This is a genomic window from Pseudomonas shirazensis (genome assembly GCF_014268785.2).
GTDB classification, from domain to species: Bacteria; Pseudomonadota; Gammaproteobacteria; order Pseudomonadales; family Pseudomonadaceae; genus Aquipseudomonas; species Aquipseudomonas shirazensis.
This window is the reverse complement of the sequence record NZ_JABWRD020000002.1, coordinates 873,219-887,736: the sequence shown is the minus strand read 5'-3', so window position 1 is coordinate 887,736 and position 14,518 is coordinate 873,219. Positions and strand designations below refer to the sequence as shown.

13 protein-coding genes are annotated in these 14,518 nt (G+C 62.7%); 10 read left to right on the top strand and 3 right to left on the bottom strand.

Annotated elements, in window-relative coordinates; translation table 11 throughout:
• Positions 1 to 46: 46 nt before the first annotated feature.
• The 3 genes from ligB to HU736_RS15320 form a co-directional block, all read right to left on the bottom strand.
• On the bottom strand, positions 47 to 1,720 hold the full coding sequence (gene ligB / locus HU736_RS15330) for an NAD-dependent DNA ligase LigB (RefSeq protein ID WP_103435794.1): 1,674 nt from the start codon (positions 1,718 to 1,720) through the stop codon (positions 47 to 49).
• A 145-nt stretch (positions 1,721 to 1,865) separates the two neighbouring features.
• Positions 1,866 to 3,056 (bottom strand): methionine adenosyltransferase, encoded by a 1,191-nt coding sequence (gene metK / locus HU736_RS15325; protein WP_103435795.1) that lies wholly within the window; start codon positions 3,054 to 3,056, stop codon positions 1,866 to 1,868.
• Positions 3,057 to 3,068: 12 nt separating this feature from the next.
• Entirely contained in the window at positions 3,069 to 4,070 is a 1,002-nt protein-coding gene (locus HU736_RS15320) for an ArsR/SmtB family transcription factor (protein ID WP_181089555.1), read from the bottom strand.
• A 239-nt stretch (positions 4,071 to 4,309) separates the two neighbouring features.
• Between HU736_RS15320 and tkt the strand changes: the two genes are divergently transcribed.
• The 10 genes from tkt (at position 4,310) to HU736_RS15270 (ending at position 14,432) form a co-directional block, all read left to right on the top strand.
• Entirely contained in the window at positions 4,310 to 6,307 is a 1,998-nt protein-coding gene (gene tkt, locus HU736_RS15315; protein WP_186700712.1) for a transketolase, read from the top strand.
• 193 nt (positions 6,308 to 6,500) lie between these two features.
• The gene (epd, locus tag HU736_RS15310) at positions 6,501 to 7,559 is read left to right on the top strand and encodes an erythrose-4-phosphate dehydrogenase (RefSeq protein ID WP_103435798.1); all 1,059 of its coding nucleotides are present in this window, start codon (positions 6,501 to 6,503) and stop codon (positions 7,557 to 7,559) included.
• A 12-nt stretch (positions 7,560 to 7,571) separates the two neighbouring features.
• Entirely contained in the window at positions 7,572 to 8,735 is a 1,164-nt protein-coding gene (locus tag HU736_RS15305) for a phosphoglycerate kinase (RefSeq protein WP_186700710.1), read from the top strand.
• Positions 8,736 to 8,767: 32 nt separating this feature from the next.
• Positions 8,768 to 8,986 carry a hypothetical protein gene (locus tag HU736_RS15300; RefSeq protein WP_103438681.1) on the top strand — a complete coding sequence of 73 codons (219 nt, stop codon included), beginning with the start codon at positions 8,768 to 8,770 and terminating at the stop codon, positions 8,984 to 8,986.
• Positions 8,987 to 9,065: 79 nt separating this feature from the next.
• Entirely contained in the window at positions 9,066 to 9,395 is a 330-nt protein-coding gene (locus HU736_RS15295) for an MliC family protein (protein ID WP_186700708.1), read from the top strand.
• A 97-nt stretch (positions 9,396 to 9,492) separates the two neighbouring features.
• Positions 9,493 to 10,557 carry a class II fructose-bisphosphate aldolase gene (fba, locus tag HU736_RS15290; protein WP_101315791.1) on the top strand — a complete coding sequence of 355 codons (1,065 nt, stop codon included), beginning with the start codon at positions 9,493 to 9,495 and terminating at the stop codon, positions 10,555 to 10,557.
• A 176-nt stretch (positions 10,558 to 10,733) separates the two neighbouring features.
• Positions 10,734 to 12,854 (top strand): putative bifunctional diguanylate cyclase/phosphodiesterase, encoded by a 2,121-nt coding sequence (locus HU736_RS15285; protein WP_186700706.1) that lies wholly within the window; start codon positions 10,734 to 10,736, stop codon positions 12,852 to 12,854.
• Positions 12,855 to 12,893: 39 nt separating this feature from the next.
• Positions 12,894 to 13,394, top strand: coding sequence for a M48 metallopeptidase family protein (locus HU736_RS15280; RefSeq protein ID WP_101315795.1), 501 nt, complete (start codon positions 12,894 to 12,896; stop codon positions 13,392 to 13,394).
• Positions 13,395 to 13,405: 11 nt separating this feature from the next.
• Positions 13,406 to 13,702 carry a winged helix-turn-helix domain-containing protein gene (locus tag HU736_RS15275; RefSeq protein ID WP_101315797.1) on the top strand — a complete coding sequence of 99 codons (297 nt, stop codon included), beginning with the start codon at positions 13,406 to 13,408 and terminating at the stop codon, positions 13,700 to 13,702.
• Positions 13,703 to 13,796: 94 nt separating this feature from the next.
• The gene (locus HU736_RS15270) at positions 13,797 to 14,432 is read left to right on the top strand and encodes a helix-turn-helix transcriptional regulator (RefSeq protein WP_103435802.1); all 636 of its coding nucleotides are present in this window, start codon (positions 13,797 to 13,799) and stop codon (positions 14,430 to 14,432) included.
• Positions 14,433 to 14,518: the final 86 nt, after the last annotated feature.

Below are 14,518 nucleotides of genomic sequence, written 5' to 3'. Positions count from 1 at the left end.
GGGTGCAGGGCAGCGAAAAGGGAAATGCTGCCCTGATCCGGCAAAATTAGAAACCCTTGATTGTGTGATGGCGTAACTGCGCGGCCAGTAATTGCACTGCGTCGTCACTGAAAAATGCCTGCAACTGCTCGGCACGGCCGTTGCCGATCCCGGGCTCCTGCAGCCATTCTCGTGCGGTTTTGCTCGCCAAGGCCTGCCAGTCAGGGCCTGGCTCAAGGCGGCGCGGCGCAGGCATACCCAGGCCGTGTAGCCAGCGCTGGAAAGGTTGCTGGCGGGCTTGGGTGAACGCCTCGAGCAGCTGTTCGGCGCGCGTTTCAGCGATGCCCGCAACACCCAGCAACTGCTCCCGGTCCAGGTTCAGCCAATCGTCCAGCGTACTGACCAGGCCGCTGTCGACCAACTGAGTCCAGGTTGCCGCGCCCATCCCAGGCATGTTCAGGCCTTGCTTGCCGCCCAGCCAGTGCAGGCGGGCGACAAACTGCTGGCGACAGGCGGGGCTGTCCTGCCAGCAGCTGAGCGAGTGGTAGCGGCCCGGTTCCGGGACCTGTACCGGCGCACGCTGGCTGCTGCGGTGCACCACGGACTCCAGCCGCGGAATGGTCAAGCCGGCCAGGCTTATTGCCACCTGATCGCCTGCGCGGATGTCCAGCGCTTGCCAGCGTGCCAGCGACCCGAGGCTGACCTGACTGACCTGGCGATCATCCAGCTGCAGCGGTTTCAGCTGTAACAGAGGCGTGATGCGCCCGGTGCGGCCAACCTTGAACTGCACCTCGCGCACTTCGGCCAGTGCCTGGCGCAGCGGATACTTCCAGGCTGCAATCCAGTACGGCGCATTGGCCTGCCAACGCTCTGCGGCGGGGCGCTGATCCTGGCGCAGGATCACTCCGTCAGTAGCGAACGGCAGGGCTGATCGATACCAGTGCTGGCGCCAGTGAGCGGCCTGCTCGAAGGTATCGATGGCGACGCTGTACTGCTGACTGTCGCTGAAGCCTAGTGCAGTCAGTGCACTGAGCCGTTCTGCCTGTGTAGCTGGCCCCTCGGGCCAATCCCAGACGAACAGGCCGATATCCGCGCCCAATTGCGCGCTGAGCTGCTTGCGCGCCATCACGCCGGCGACACTCCCACGTGCGCCGCGCCCACCGGCGGCTGCCTGCACGTGGTTGTCCAGGCGCAGGTACAGCTCGCCCTGCAGCGCCAGATCGAGGGCGCGTGGCAGTTCGCGCTGGATGCCCGAGAGGTACGGCAGGTGCCGGCTCCAGTCATGCCCGTGGACGCCGTCACCGCGGCTCAGCAATTGCACCAACCGACCTTGTCGGTAAACCAGCGAGACCGCCACCCCATCGACCTTGGGCTGAATCCACACGGCCTGTTTACCGCGCAGCCATTGTGCGGCGGCCTGCTCATCACGCAGCTTGGCGACGCCGGTATGAACAGTCGGGTGCGCCAGCGGGCCGCGCGCGCTGGCCAGCGGGTCGTCACTGGCATTGATGGCAAAGCACTGTTGCAGGTCCAGCAGGCGCTGCCGGCTTTGGTCGTAGAGTTCATCATCGACCAGCGCGATACCTTGGCGATGGTAGTGGTCATCCCACGTTGCCAGTGACTGGCGCAACTGTTCGACCTCTTGTTGCGCCCGCTCGCCAGGCCAGGCGGGGCAAGCGGCGGCCTGAGCACCCGACAGGTACAACAGCGACAGCAAATACAGCAGCAGTTTCAGCATCATGGCCAGCATCCTTGCCAGGCGATTCGGAACCCTCAGCCTAAGCGCGTAAGCGGACCAACGCTGGGCCAGTTTGTCAGGCGATATGTCACAAAAAAGCCCCTGTCGAGTACTCGGCAGGGGCTTTCGTCTGTGGCTGTAAGAAAGCTTACAGGCCAGCAGCGTCCTTCAGCGACTGGGCGCGGTCGGTGCGTTCCCAGGTGAAGGTGGTGAAGGTGTCGTCACCCACGGTTTTCTGCTCAGGGGTACGGCCGAAGTGACCGTAGGCCGCAGTTTCCTGATACATCGGGTGCAGCAGGTCGAGCATGGTGGTGATTGCATAAGGACGCAGGTCGAAGCACTCACGCACCAGCTGGACGATCTTGGCATCGGAAATCTTGCCGGTACCAAAGGTATTCAGCGAGATCGAGGTCGGCTGAGCAACACCGATGGCGTAGGAAACCTGAATCTCGCAACGCTCGGCCAGGCCGGCAGCCACGATGTTCTTGGCGACGTAACGACCGGCGTAGGCCGCCGAACGGTCAACCTTGGATGGATCCTTGCCGGAGAACGCGCCGCCGCCGTGACGGGCCATGCCGCCGTAGGAGTCGACGATGATCTTGCGCCCGGTCAGGCCGCAGTCGCCCACCGGGCCACCGATGATGAACTGGCCAGTCGGGTTGATGTGGAATTGGGTATCTTTGTGCAGCAGTTCGGCAGGCAGGGTGTGCTTGACGATCAGCTCCATGACAGCTTCTTTGAGGTCTTTTTGCGAGACTTCAGGGTTGTGCTGGGTCGACAGCACGACTGCGTCGATACCAACAACCTTGCCGCCTTCATAGCGGCAGGTGACCTGCGACTTGGCATCCGGACGCAGCCATGGCAGCAGACCGGACTTGCGTGCTTCGGCCTGGCGCTCGACCAGACGGTGCGAGAAGCAGATCGGTGCTGGCATCAGCACGTCGGTTTCGTTGCTGGCGTAGCCGAACATCAGGCCCTGGTCGCCGGCGCCTTGATCTTCAGGCTTGGAGCGGTCAACGCCCTGGGCGATATCGACCGACTGCTTGCCGATGATGTTCATCACCGCGCAGGTCGCGCCATCGAAGCCGACGTCGGAGCTGTTGTAGCCAATATCGACGATGACGTCGCGCACGATCTGCTCGAGGTCGACCCAGGCCGAGGTGGTGACTTCGCCGGCAATAATGGCAACACCGGTCTTGACCAAGGTTTCGCAGGCCACACGGGCGAACTTGTCCTGGGTGATGATGGCGTCCAGGACCGCGTCCGAAATCTGGTCGGCGATCTTGTCCGGATGTCCTTCAGACACGGACTCGGAGGTGAAAAGGGAGTATTCGCTCATCTCGACGGGTTCCTAAAATTTACCGATGGTGATGTCGCCAGCCGTCCGCTGAAAATGGCGGACCTGGATCTGGAAACCGTTACGCAAGCCCACATACAGGCTGTCTCCGAGAGCCAGCCCTGCTGCCCGGGCCCAACGGGCCAGGTCATCCTGCTCAAAGCCCAGCCAGAGATCGCCGCAGGCCTCGCGGGCCCAATGCTGATCATGGCTGCACAGTTCGGTGACCAGCAGGCTGCCGCCTGCCTTTACCCGTTTGGCCAGCAGGCGCAGGGCCTGGGCCGGATCGCTGAAATGGTGCAAGACCATGTTCAGCACTACGCAGTCGGCTGTCACATCCGTTGCACCCAATGCATCGGCCAACTGCAGGTTTACATTACTCAAGCTTTCTCGTTCACAGACCTGGCGCGCCAGCTCGAGCATGGTCGGGCTGTTGTCCATCGCCGTGACGCTGGCAAAGCGCCGGGCCAGGTCGGGCAGAAAACCACCGTCACCCGGGCCGACTTCAAGGGCACTGGCGTCAGCGCCGAAGCTGAGTTTGTCGAGCAGTGCCAGCAGGCTCTCGCGGTACTGCGGCAAGCCGGCGATCAAGTCCTGCTGGGCACGAAACTTTTCTTCCACACGCAGGAAGAAGTCCTGGCTGGTAGCGGCACGGCGCTGTTGCACCTGGGCAATGCGCGCCTGCACTGCGGCCGGCAACGCGAGGTCGTCGACCTCTTCAAGCAGTGCCGTATGCAGCCGGCCACCGGGACGCAGGCTGTCAGGCAGGGCGCGCCGATAGAAGATGGCGTTGCCTTCGCGGCGCGTGGCCACCAGTTCGGCCTGGGCCAGCACCTTGAGGTGATGACTCATGCCGGACTGGCCGACGTCGAAGATCTGCGCCAGTTCGAGCACGCCGAACGAGTCACTGGCCAGCGCGCGCAATACATGCAGGCGCAGCTCGTCGCCGCTGGCTTTGCATAAAGCTGCCAGGTCGTCGCTGCGTTGCAGGGCCAATGGTTGCGCGGGAAGATTCATAGCGCGGCAGTCTAGTCAGGCAAGGTTGCCCTCGCAAGGGCAATATCAAAAAGTTTTGATATTGGACGATGGATGGCCCGAGTCAGTCCGAACCACCGTCTATTCTCGCGAATCGCTCATCAATCACAGGAAAAACACCCAACTGCGACCATCCGTCATTGCCCCGGAGCCGACTGTGGGGGAAAATGGTCGTCTTTTTTGCGCTTCATAACTTATTCAAGCCCCCAGGAGACTTAGCGATGCCCAGCCGTCGTGATCGTGCCAACGCCATTCGTGCCCTCAGCATGGATGCCGTGCAAAAGGCCAACAGCGGCCATCCCGGTGCCCCAATGGGCATGGCGGATATCGCCGAAGTGCTTTGGCGCGACTACCTGAAGCACAACCCGAGCAACCCGAGCTTCGCCGACCGTGACCGCTTCGTGCTGTCCAACGGCCACGGCTCGATGCTGATCTATTCGCTGCTGCACCTGACCGGCTACGACCTGTCGATCGAAGACCTCAAAGGTTTCCGTCAGCTGCACAGCCGCACCCCGGGCCACCCTGAGTTCGGCTACACCCCGGGCGTCGAGACCACCACTGGCCCACTCGGCCAGGGCCTGGCCAATGCGGTCGGCTTCGCCCTCGCCGAAAAAGTCATGGCGGCGCAGTTCAACCGTGACAGCCACAACATCGTCGACCACAACACCTACGTGTTCCTCGGCGATGGCTGTCTGATGGAAGGCATCTCCCATGAAGTCGCCTCGCTGGCCGGCACTCTGGGCCTGAACAAGCTGGTGGCGTTCTACGACGACAACGGCATCTCCATCGATGGCGAAGTCCACGGCTGGTTCACCGACAACACCCCGGCACGCTTCGAAGCCTACAACTGGCAGGTGATCCGCAACGTCGACGGCCACGATGCCGAAGAAATCAAGATGGCCATCGAGACGGCGCGCAAGAGCGATCGTCCGACCCTGATCTGCTGCAAGACCATCATCGGTTTCGGTTCGCCGAACAAGCAGGGCAAGGAAGACTGCCACGGCGCGCCGCTGGGCAATGACGAAATCGCCCTGGCCCGCAAAGAGCTGAACTGGAACTACGGCTCGTTCGAAATCCCGGCCGACATCTATGCCGAGTGGGACGCCAAGGCGGCCGGTGCCAAGGCAGAAGCCGAGTGGAACCAGCGCTTTGAAGCTTACGCCGCTGCTCACCCAGAGCTGGCTGCCGAGTTCAAACGTCGTATGGCCGGTGACTTGCCTGCCGACTTCTCGGCCAAGGCTCAGGCCTACGTCAACGAAGTTGCTGCCAAAGGTGAAACTATCGCCAGCCGCAAGGCCAGCCAGAACGCCCTGAACGCCTTCGGCCCGCTGCTGCCCGAGTTCCTCGGCGGTTCGGCTGACCTGGCTGGCTCCAACCTGACCTTGTGGAAAGGCTGCAAAGGCGTCGACGCCGTTGATGCCAGCGGCAACTACGTGTTCTACGGCGTGCGCGAATTCGGCATGACCGCGATCATGAACGGCGTCGCCCTGCACGGCGGCCTGGTGCCTTACGGCGCGACCTTCCTGATGTTCATGGAATACGCCCGCAACGCCGTGCGCATGTCGGCTCTGATGAAGCAGCGCGTCATCCACGTCTACACCCACGACTCGATCGGCCTGGGCGAAGACGGCCCGACTCACCAGCCAATCGAGCAGCTGACCAGCCTGCGCAGCACGCCGAACCTGGACACCTGGCGCCCGGCCGATGCGGTCGAGTCGGCGGTTTCCTGGAAGCACGCGCTGCAGCGCAAGGACGGCCCTTCGGCGCTGATCTTCTCGCGTCAGAACCTGCAACATCAGCAGCGCGATGCGCAACAGATCGCCGACATCGAGCGCGGCGGTTACGTGCTCAAGGACTGCGCTGGCGAGCCTGAGCTGATCCTCATCGCTACCGGTTCCGAAGTAGGCCTGGCTGTACAGGCGTTCGACCAACTGAGCGAGCAAGGCCGCAAGGTCCGCGTCGTCTCGATGCCATGCACCAGCGTGTTCGATGCCCAGGACGCCAGCTACAAGCAGGCTGTGCTGCCGCTTGAGGTCGGTGCACGGATCGCCATCGAGGCTGCCCATGCCGACTTCTGGTACAAGTACGTTGGCCTCGAGGGTCGCGTTATCGGCATGACCACTTACGGCGAATCGGCTCCGGCCTCGGCGCTGTTCGAGGAATTCGGCTTTACCCTGGAGAACATCCTCGGTACTGCTGAAGAGCTGCTGGAAGACTGATGTAAAACAGGGTGGGCAGTGATGCCCGCCATGTCGTGACAAGGGGGGGGCTTTGCCCTCCATCGCGACACAAGGCCGCTCCTACAGGTACGTCGCCGTCGATAAGGCAGCGCGGTGCCTGTAGGAGCGGCCTTGTGTCGCGATTGGGCCGCGCAGCGGCCCCAAATGGCCCTAAAGCTTTAGTGAGCTCCGAATGCCTCAGCGTCCCTACAAAGTTGCACTCAACGGTTACGGCCGCATTGGCCGCTGTGTCCTGCGCGCGCTGGTTGAGCGGGGGGCGGCTGCGAGCTTCGAGATCGTTGCCTTGAACGACCTGGCCGATCAGGCCAGCCTGGAATACCTGACACGTTTCGACTCCACCCATGGCCGCTTCCCCGGCGAGGTCAAGGTCGATGGCGATTGTCTGCATATCAACGGCGACTGCGTGCAGGTGTTGCGCAGCGCCACCCCGGAAGGCATCGACTGGGCCGCGCTGGAGGTTGACCTGGTGCTCGAATGCACCGGTGCCTACAACACCCGCGCCGATGGCCAGCGCTTTCTTGACGCCGGCGCACCACGGGTACTGTTCTCGCAGCCGATGGCCAGCGAGGCCGACGTCGACGCCACCATCGTCTATGGCATCAACCAGGCTTGCCTGAGCGGTGCCGAGCAGTTGGTGTCGAATGCCTCCTGCACCACCAACTGCGGCGTGCCGCTGCTGCGCGTGCTGGATCAGGCGTTCGGCATCGAGTACGTGCAGATCACCACCATTCACTCGGCGATGAACGACCAGCCGGTGATCGACGCCTATCACCATGAAGACCTGCGCCGCACCCGCTCGGCGTTTCAGTCGGTGATCCCGGTGTCCACTGGTCTGGCGCGTGGCATCGAACGGCTGCTGCCGGAACTTGCCGGGCGAATTCAGGCCAAAGCGGTGCGTGTGCCCACTGTCAACGTGTCGTGCCTGGACATCACCCTGCAGACCGCCCGTGACACCACCGCTGCCGAGGTCAACCAGGTGCTGCGTGATGCAGCCCTGAGCGGCCCGCTGCGAGGGCTGCTGGCCTACACCGAGCTGCCGCACGCCAGCTGTGATTTCAACCATGACCCGCATTCGGCCATCGTCGATGCCAGCCAGACCCGCGTTTCCGGCCCCCGCCTGGTGAACCTGCTGGCCTGGTTCGACAACGAATGGGGGTTTGCCAACCGTATGCTCGACGTTGCTGATCATTTCCTGCACGTCGTCCACCAAACCCGCAGCAAACAGCCCTGAAGGACTGCATTCATGACCGTGTTGAAGATGAGTGACCTCGACCTGCAAGGTAAGCGCGTACTGATTCGCGAAGACCTCAACGTGCCTGTCAAAGACGGTGCGGTTGCCAGCGATGCGCGTATCCTGGCGGCGCTGCCGACCATCAAGCTGGCCCTGGAAAAAGGCGCCGCGGTAATGGTCTGCTCGCACCTCGGTCGGCCAACCGAAGGCGAGTTTTCTGCCGAAAACAGCCTCAAGCCGGTGGCTGATTACCTGAGCAAGGCACTCGGCCGTGAAGTACCGCTGGTGGCCGATTATCTCGACGGCGTTGAAGTTGCCGCCGGTGAGCTGGTGCTGTTCGAGAACGTGCGCTTCAACAAGGGCGAGAAGAAAAACGCCGACGAGCTGGCGCAGCAGTACGCTGCCCTGTGCGACGTATTCGTGATGGATGCGTTCGGCACCGCCCACCGCGCCGAAGGCTCGACCCACGGCGTGGCCAAGTTCGCCAAGGTTGCCGCTGCCGGCCCGCTGCTGGCTGCTGAGCTGGACGCATTGGGCAAGGCCCTGAAAGCGCCTGCCAAGCCAATGGCTGCCATCGTTGCCGGCTCCAAGGTGTCGACCAAACTGGATGTACTGAACAGCCTCAGCAGCGTCTGCGACCTGCTGATCGTCGGTGGCGGCATTGCCAACACCTTCCTCGCCGCCGCTGGCCACAAAGTCGGCAAGTCGCTGTACGAGCCTGACCTGGTCGACACCGCCAAGGCCATCGCCGCCAAGGTCAACGTGCCGCTGCCGGTCGACGTGGTAGTGGCCAAGGAGTTCGCCGAGAGCGCCGTGGCTACCATCAAGCTGATCAGCGAGGTTGCCGACGACGACATGATCCTCGACATCGGCCCGCAAACTGCCGAGCAGTTCGCCGAGTTGCTGAAGTCGTCGAAGACCGTGCTGTGGAACGGCCCGGTCGGCGTGTTCGAGTTCGATCAGTTCGGTAACGGCACCAAAGTACTGGCCCAGGCCATTGCCGGCAGCGACGCGTTTTCCATCGCGGGCGGTGGTGACACCCTGGCGGCCATCGATAAATATGGCGTTGGCAGCGATATCTCCTACATTTCTACCGGTGGCGGCGCGTTCCTCGAGTTCGTCGAGGGCAAGGTTCTGCCTGCCGTGGAAATCCTGGAACAACGAGCCAAGGCCTGAGCATGAAGGCGCCTGGCGCAGGGAGCGAGCGGATGCTCAAGCAATTGCCGGTGATGATCGTGGCCTGTCTGCTGGGCGCCTGCTCCAGCGGGCCGGCTGCCGATGGCGAGCCGTCGCAGGCGGTGCCGGGCGGCTGTTACCAGTCGCAGTGGCAGGCCGAGACGGTGCCGGTGATCAACAAGCGGCTGGGTCCGGACGGCCTGGAAAAGTACGACGACGAGCACCAGCGCAAGGCGCCCGGTTGCCCGTGATGGATTGGCGGGCAACCTAAACCTGGTTTTGTGGTCTTGGATTAGGGGCCGCATAGCGGACCCATAACGAGGGTTTCGGATGAAAGCGCTATTGGCCCTGATGGCCCTGGCGACACTGGCAGGCTGCTCACTGCTGCAGCCGGCACCGGCTGCGCCGGCAGACACCTGGACGCGCTGGGTCTGTGATACACAGACCGAAGTATCCTGGCGTTTCGCCGATGCCAGCCAGGATTCGGTCGATGTCCGCCTTGGCGGTAATGACCAGGTCTACCGGCTCAAGTCCGAGCCGGGCGCCTCTGGCGCGCTGTACAGCGATGGCGTTCTGGCCCTGCATCTGCGCGGCGAAGAAGGCCTGGTGTACTGGGTAGCAACCAATGATCTGATAGGGCGGGGCTGCAAGGCACCGTGATGGCCGGGTCGCTTCGGCGGCCCACATAACATGAACAGCAACCGCCCTATGGCAGGTTTGCACGAAACAACGACGCTTGTCGGGAGAGAGATACACAATGGCACTCATTAGCATGCGCCAGATGCTGGACCACGCCGCCGAGTTCGGTTACGGCGTTCCAGCTTTCAACGTAAACAACCTCGAGCAGATGCGCGCCATCATGGAAGCCGCCGACAAGACCGACTCTCCGGTCATCGTGCAGGCCTCGGCCGGTGCTCGCAAATACGCCGGTGCACCCTTCCTGCGCCACTTGATCCTGGCGGCAATCGAAGAGTTCCCACACATCCCGGTGTGCATGCACCAGGACCACGGTACCAGCCCTGACGTTTGCCAGCGCTCGATCCAGCTGGGCTTCAGCTCGGTGATGATGGACGGCTCGCTGGGCGAAGACGGCAAGACCCCAACCGACTACGACTACAACGTCCGCGTCACCCAGCAGACCGTCGCCATGGCCCACGCCTGCGGTGTTTCGGTAGAAGGCGAGCTGGGCTGCCTGGGTTCGCTGGAAACCGGCATGGCCGGTGAAGAAGACGGGATCGGCGCCGAAGGCGTACTCGATCACAGCCAGATGCTGACCGATCCGGAAGAAGCCGCCGACTTCGTCAAGAAGACTCAGGTCGACGCCCTGGCCATCGCCATCGGCACCAGCCACGGCGCCTACAAGTTCACCAAGCCGCCTACCGGCGACGTGCTGGCAATCGACCGCATCAAGGAAATCCACAAGCGCATCCCCAATACCCACTTGGTGATGCACGGTTCTTCCTCGGTACCGCAAGAGTGGCTGGCGATCATCAACCAGTACGGCGGCGACATCAAAGAGACCTACGGCGTACCGGTTGAAGAAATCGTCGAAGGCATCAAGTACGGCGTGCGCAAGGTCAACATCGACACCGACCTGCGCCTGGCCTCGACCGGTGCCATGCGTCGTCTGATGGCGACCAACCCGAGCGAGTTCGACCCACGCAAGTTCTTCGGCGAAACCGTCAAGGCCATGCGTGACGTCTGCATCGCCCGTTACGAAGCCTTCGGCACCGCCGGCAATGCCTCGAAGATCAAACCGATCTCCCTCGAAGGCATGTACCAGCGTTACCTGAAAGGTGAGCTGGCTGCCAAGGTCAACTGATCAGGGCTGTATGCTTGAAAAAACCCGCAGCGATGCGGGTTTTTTATGTCTGCGAGATGACCGTTAGTCGGCATGGGAAACTAAATTCGGTGATAGCGTTCTGATTCCATTGCACCCCGCCAACTGCGGTCTAGAGTAGACGGGTAGGAAGCAGTCGCTCTTACAAGAGAAGCAGCATGGATGAAGCTCAACCCACTGCAACGGACGGCAAGTCCGTCTTGCTGGTTGTCGACGATTACCCAGAGAACCTGATCAGCATGCGCGCCCTGCTGTCCCGTCAGGATTGGCAGGTATTGACTGCCTGTTCGGGCACCGAGGCGCTCGGCGCGCTGCTCCGCCATGAAGTCGATCTGGTTTTGCTCGACGTGCAGATGCCCGAGATGGACGGCTTTGAAGTCGCCCGCTTGATGCGCGGCAGCCAGCGCACTCGACTCACTCCAATCATTTTCCTGACTGCCAACGAGCAGTCGCAGGATGCCGTGCTCAAGGGTTACGCCGCCGGCGCCGTGGATTATCTGTTCAAACCCTTCGATCCGCAGATCCTCAAGCCCAAGGTGCAGGCCCTGCTCGAGCAGCAGCGCAACCGACGCATGTTGCAGCGCCTGACCCGCGAACTTGAAGCGGCGCGGGCCTTCAATGCCTCGATCCTGGAAAACGCCGCCGAAGGTATCCTGGTGGTGGATGAGAGCGGCACCATCAGCTTTGCCAATCCGGCGATCTCAAGCCTGCTGGATACCCCGGTGCAGATGCTCCAGGGCGCTCACGTGCTTGACCTGCTGCAACTGGCGATACCCAGCCTGTGGCGCGAGTCGGACTTCTTCAAGGCGTACCAGCAACGGCAGATCTTCCGCGTGCACGATGCGCAGTTGCGCACCGCCGACGGTCAACTGGTGCCGGTGGCGTTGTCCTGCGCGCCGCTGCCGAGCGAGCAGCACGCCATGGTGATTACCCTGCTGGACATGTCAGTGGTGCGCAGCCTGCACCAGCAGCTGGAACAGCAGGCGGTCACCGACCCGCTCACCGGCCTGCTCAATCGGCGCGGCTTCTACCAGGCTGCCGAAGCTGCGCTGCTGCGCAACGAGCACTCGGAGAAGGTCCAGGCACTGATGTACATGGATCTTGATGGCTTCAAGCGGATCAATGATTCGCTCGGGCACGAGGCGGGCGACGAGATCCTGCACTGGGTCGCGTCTCAACTGAAGGAGTGCCTGGGCAGCGAGGCGCTGCTGGCACGGATGGGCGGTGACGAATTCACGGCTCTGTTCGACGGCCTGCCGTATCCAGAGCTGGCCGGGCGCTTCGCCGAGCGGGTGCTCGAACGCCTGTCGATCAGCCACCAGGTGGACGGCGTGGATGTGTCCCTGGGCGTCAGCATTGGTATCGCCACCTATCCCGACTGCGGCGGCACTTTCGAGGGCCTGTTGCGCGCGGCGGACACGGCGATGTACGCCGCCAAGCATGCTGGCCGTCAGCAATACCGGTTTTACGATCAGGAGCTGAACGGCCGTGCGCGGTCGCGGCTGATGCTCGAAGACGGCGTGCGCAGCGCCATCGAGCAAAAGGATTTCAGCCTGGTGTTTCAACCGCAGGTGGCGTTTGCCGGTGGCCAGCTGCGTGGCTTCGAGGCGCTACTGCGCTGGCAGCACCCCAGCGTCGGTGATGTACCGCCGGGCTTGTTCATCCCGTTGCTGGAAGAGACCCGGCTGATCAGCCGCCTGGCCAGCTGGATCTACGATCAGGGTGCTGCCCAGCGCAAGGCTTGGCGCGCGGGCTTTGCCGATGACCTGGTATTGGGGATCAGTCTGAGCCGGGTCCAGTTCGCCATGCCCAATCTGGTCGATGAGCTGCAGGCGGTGATCCAGGCGCACGGCTTGCGCCCGGCGCAGCTTGAGGTCGAGGTGGCGGAAACCTCGCTGATGTACAACGTCGACGCCGCCGTGAAGCAGGTCAACCGCCTGCGTGAGCTTGGCGTGCGAGTAGCGCTGGACGACTTCGGCGCCGGCGGCTGTTCGCTGCGGATGATCCGCGATCTGCCCATCGACACACTCAAGCTTGACCGCCATCTGGTCGCGCGCCTGCCCGACTCAGCCAGCGATGCGGCGTTGGTGCGCAGCGTCATTGGCCTGTGCGCCGACTACGCGATCACGGTCATTGCCGAAGGCGTGGAAACCGAAGCCCAGGCGGCCTGGCTGAAGGCGCACGGCTGCTGTTATGTGCAGGGCTTTTTGGTGGCACGGCCGATGACTGCTGCCGATGCGAGCGGCTTTCCGTTGTTTTTCCACTGGCCCGGGCAATGATTGGCTAGAATCGCGTGTGCTTTTATCGACCGCCGTGCCATGACCGACCTACGTTACCTGCAAGCCTACCCACCGCACCTGCAAGAGCAGGTGCGGCAGATGATCGCCAGCGACCGCCTGGGCGAGTACCTGCGCCAGCGCTATCCCGCGCGTCACCAGGTGCAGAATGACAAGGCGTTATACGCCTACGCTCAGGAACTGAAGCAGAGCTATCTGCGCAGTGCGCCGAACCTGGACAAGGTGCTGTTCGACAACCGCCTCGACCTGACCCACCGCGCCCTGGGTCTGAATACAGCTGTGTCGCGGGTGCAGGGCGGCAAGCTCAAGGCCAAGAAAGAAATCCGCATCGCGGCCTTGTTCAAGGACGCCGCGCCAGAGTTTCTGCGCATGATCGTCGTGCATGAGCTGGCGCACCTGCGTGAGCGCGACCACAGCAAGGCGTTCTACCAGCTCTGCCAGCACATGGAGCCGGATTACCATCAACTGGAATTCGACCTGCGCGTTTACCTGACCTACCAGGAACTGCCCAATCAATCCTAAGGACCCCGAGCATGGAAGTGAGCAAGACCAAGAGCAGCTTCTACCGCCGCCTGTACGTCGCCTGGCTGATCGACAGCCAGACCGCCGCCAGCGTGCCGGCGTTGACCGAAGCCACCGGCATGCCCCGGCGCACCGCTCAAGACACCATCGCTGCGCTGGCCGACCTCGACATCATCTGCGAATTCGAGCAGGAGAGCGGCGCCCGCAACCATGCCGGGCAGTACCGCATCCGCGACTGGGGCGCGATCGACAAGCAGTGGATCGGCGCGCATCTGGCGCACATCCGTAAGGTGCTGGGCTACCCCTGAATCAACCTGCAGCGGGTCGCTCGCGGCCGCTGCACTTTCCCTGCCGCGCGTGCCTGGCTTAGCATGGCGCGCTTTACCCTCAGGAATGCTTGCGATGTCTGCACCCCGGCCGGCGCTCAGCCCCCGCTTCAGCAACTACGCCGCCATGGCCGACGGCGTCGCCACGCTGCTGTTTCCGCATGCTGAAGTGGTGGTGCATGACCTGCGCAGCCAGACCATCGTGCACATCGCCAACAATATCTCCAAGCGCCAGTTGGGCGACGACTCGGCGCTGCACGACTTGCCTGCCGACCTCAATGGCGCCACCCGGCTCGGTCCGTACGAAAAGCTCAATTGGGACGGCCAGAAAATTCGCTCGATCAGCAGTGTGATGCTCGATGACAACGGTCAGCCCGAAGCGCTGCTGTGCATCAACTTCAACGTATCGCTGCTGGAGCAGGCCAGGCAGGCGCTGGATGTGTTCTTCCAGGCCAGCCGCCTGCTGCCGCAGCCTGAAGTGCTGTTTCGTGATGACTGGCAGGAGCGCATCAACACCTTCATGCACAGCTGGCTGGCCGAACGTAGCCAGAGCCTCAATACGCTGGAGCGCGAGCACAAGCGCGAGCTGATCGAGGCTCTGCATGGCGAAGGGGCGTTCCGCGGCAAGAGCGCTTATGACTATGTGGCCAACGTGCTGAACATGGGCCGGGCGACCGTCTACAAGTACGTGAAGCTCGCTCGCGAAAGCTGATCACCTGTCGACCTGCTCGCTGATGCTTGCGTGACGTGGAAATAAAATCTATCGTAGATTTAATTTCCATATGAGTGCGCTGCCTG

What these genes read in the sequence shown, in the direction of transcription:
- HU736_RS15320 (WP_181089555.1), bottom strand. Translation starts at nt 4,070, where the DNA reads ATGAATCTTCCCGCGCAACCATTGGCCCTGCAACGCAGCGACGACCTG.
- HU736_RS15275 (WP_101315797.1), top strand. Translation starts at nt 13,406, where the DNA reads ATGGAAGTGAGCAAGACCAAGAGCAGCTTCTACCGCCGCCTGTACGTC.
- HU736_RS15295 (WP_186700708.1), top strand. Translation starts at nt 9,066, where the DNA reads ATGAAAGCGCTATTGGCCCTGATGGCCCTGGCGACACTGGCAGGCTGC.
- metK (WP_103435795.1), bottom strand. Translation starts at nt 3,056, where the DNA reads ATGAGCGAATACTCCCTTTTCACCTCCGAGTCCGTGTCTGAAGGACAT.
- ligB (WP_103435794.1), bottom strand. Translation starts at nt 1,720, where the DNA reads ATGATGCTGAAACTGCTGCTGTATTTGCTGTCGCTGTTGTACCTGTCG.
- HU736_RS15305 (WP_186700710.1), top strand. Translation starts at nt 7,572, where the DNA reads ATGACCGTGTTGAAGATGAGTGACCTCGACCTGCAAGGTAAGCGCGTA.
- HU736_RS15285 (WP_186700706.1), top strand. Translation starts at nt 10,734, where the DNA reads ATGGATGAAGCTCAACCCACTGCAACGGACGGCAAGTCCGTCTTGCTG.
- HU736_RS15300 (WP_103438681.1), top strand. Translation starts at nt 8,768, where the DNA reads ATGCTCAAGCAATTGCCGGTGATGATCGTGGCCTGTCTGCTGGGCGCC.
- fba (WP_101315791.1), top strand. Translation starts at nt 9,493, where the DNA reads ATGGCACTCATTAGCATGCGCCAGATGCTGGACCACGCCGCCGAGTTC.
- HU736_RS15280 (WP_101315795.1), top strand. Translation starts at nt 12,894, where the DNA reads ATGACCGACCTACGTTACCTGCAAGCCTACCCACCGCACCTGCAAGAG.
- epd (WP_103435798.1), top strand. Translation starts at nt 6,501, where the DNA reads ATGCCTCAGCGTCCCTACAAAGTTGCACTCAACGGTTACGGCCGCATT.
- tkt (WP_186700712.1), top strand. Translation starts at nt 4,310, where the DNA reads ATGCCCAGCCGTCGTGATCGTGCCAACGCCATTCGTGCCCTCAGCATG.
- HU736_RS15270 (WP_103435802.1), top strand. Translation starts at nt 13,797, where the DNA reads ATGTCTGCACCCCGGCCGGCGCTCAGCCCCCGCTTCAGCAACTACGCC.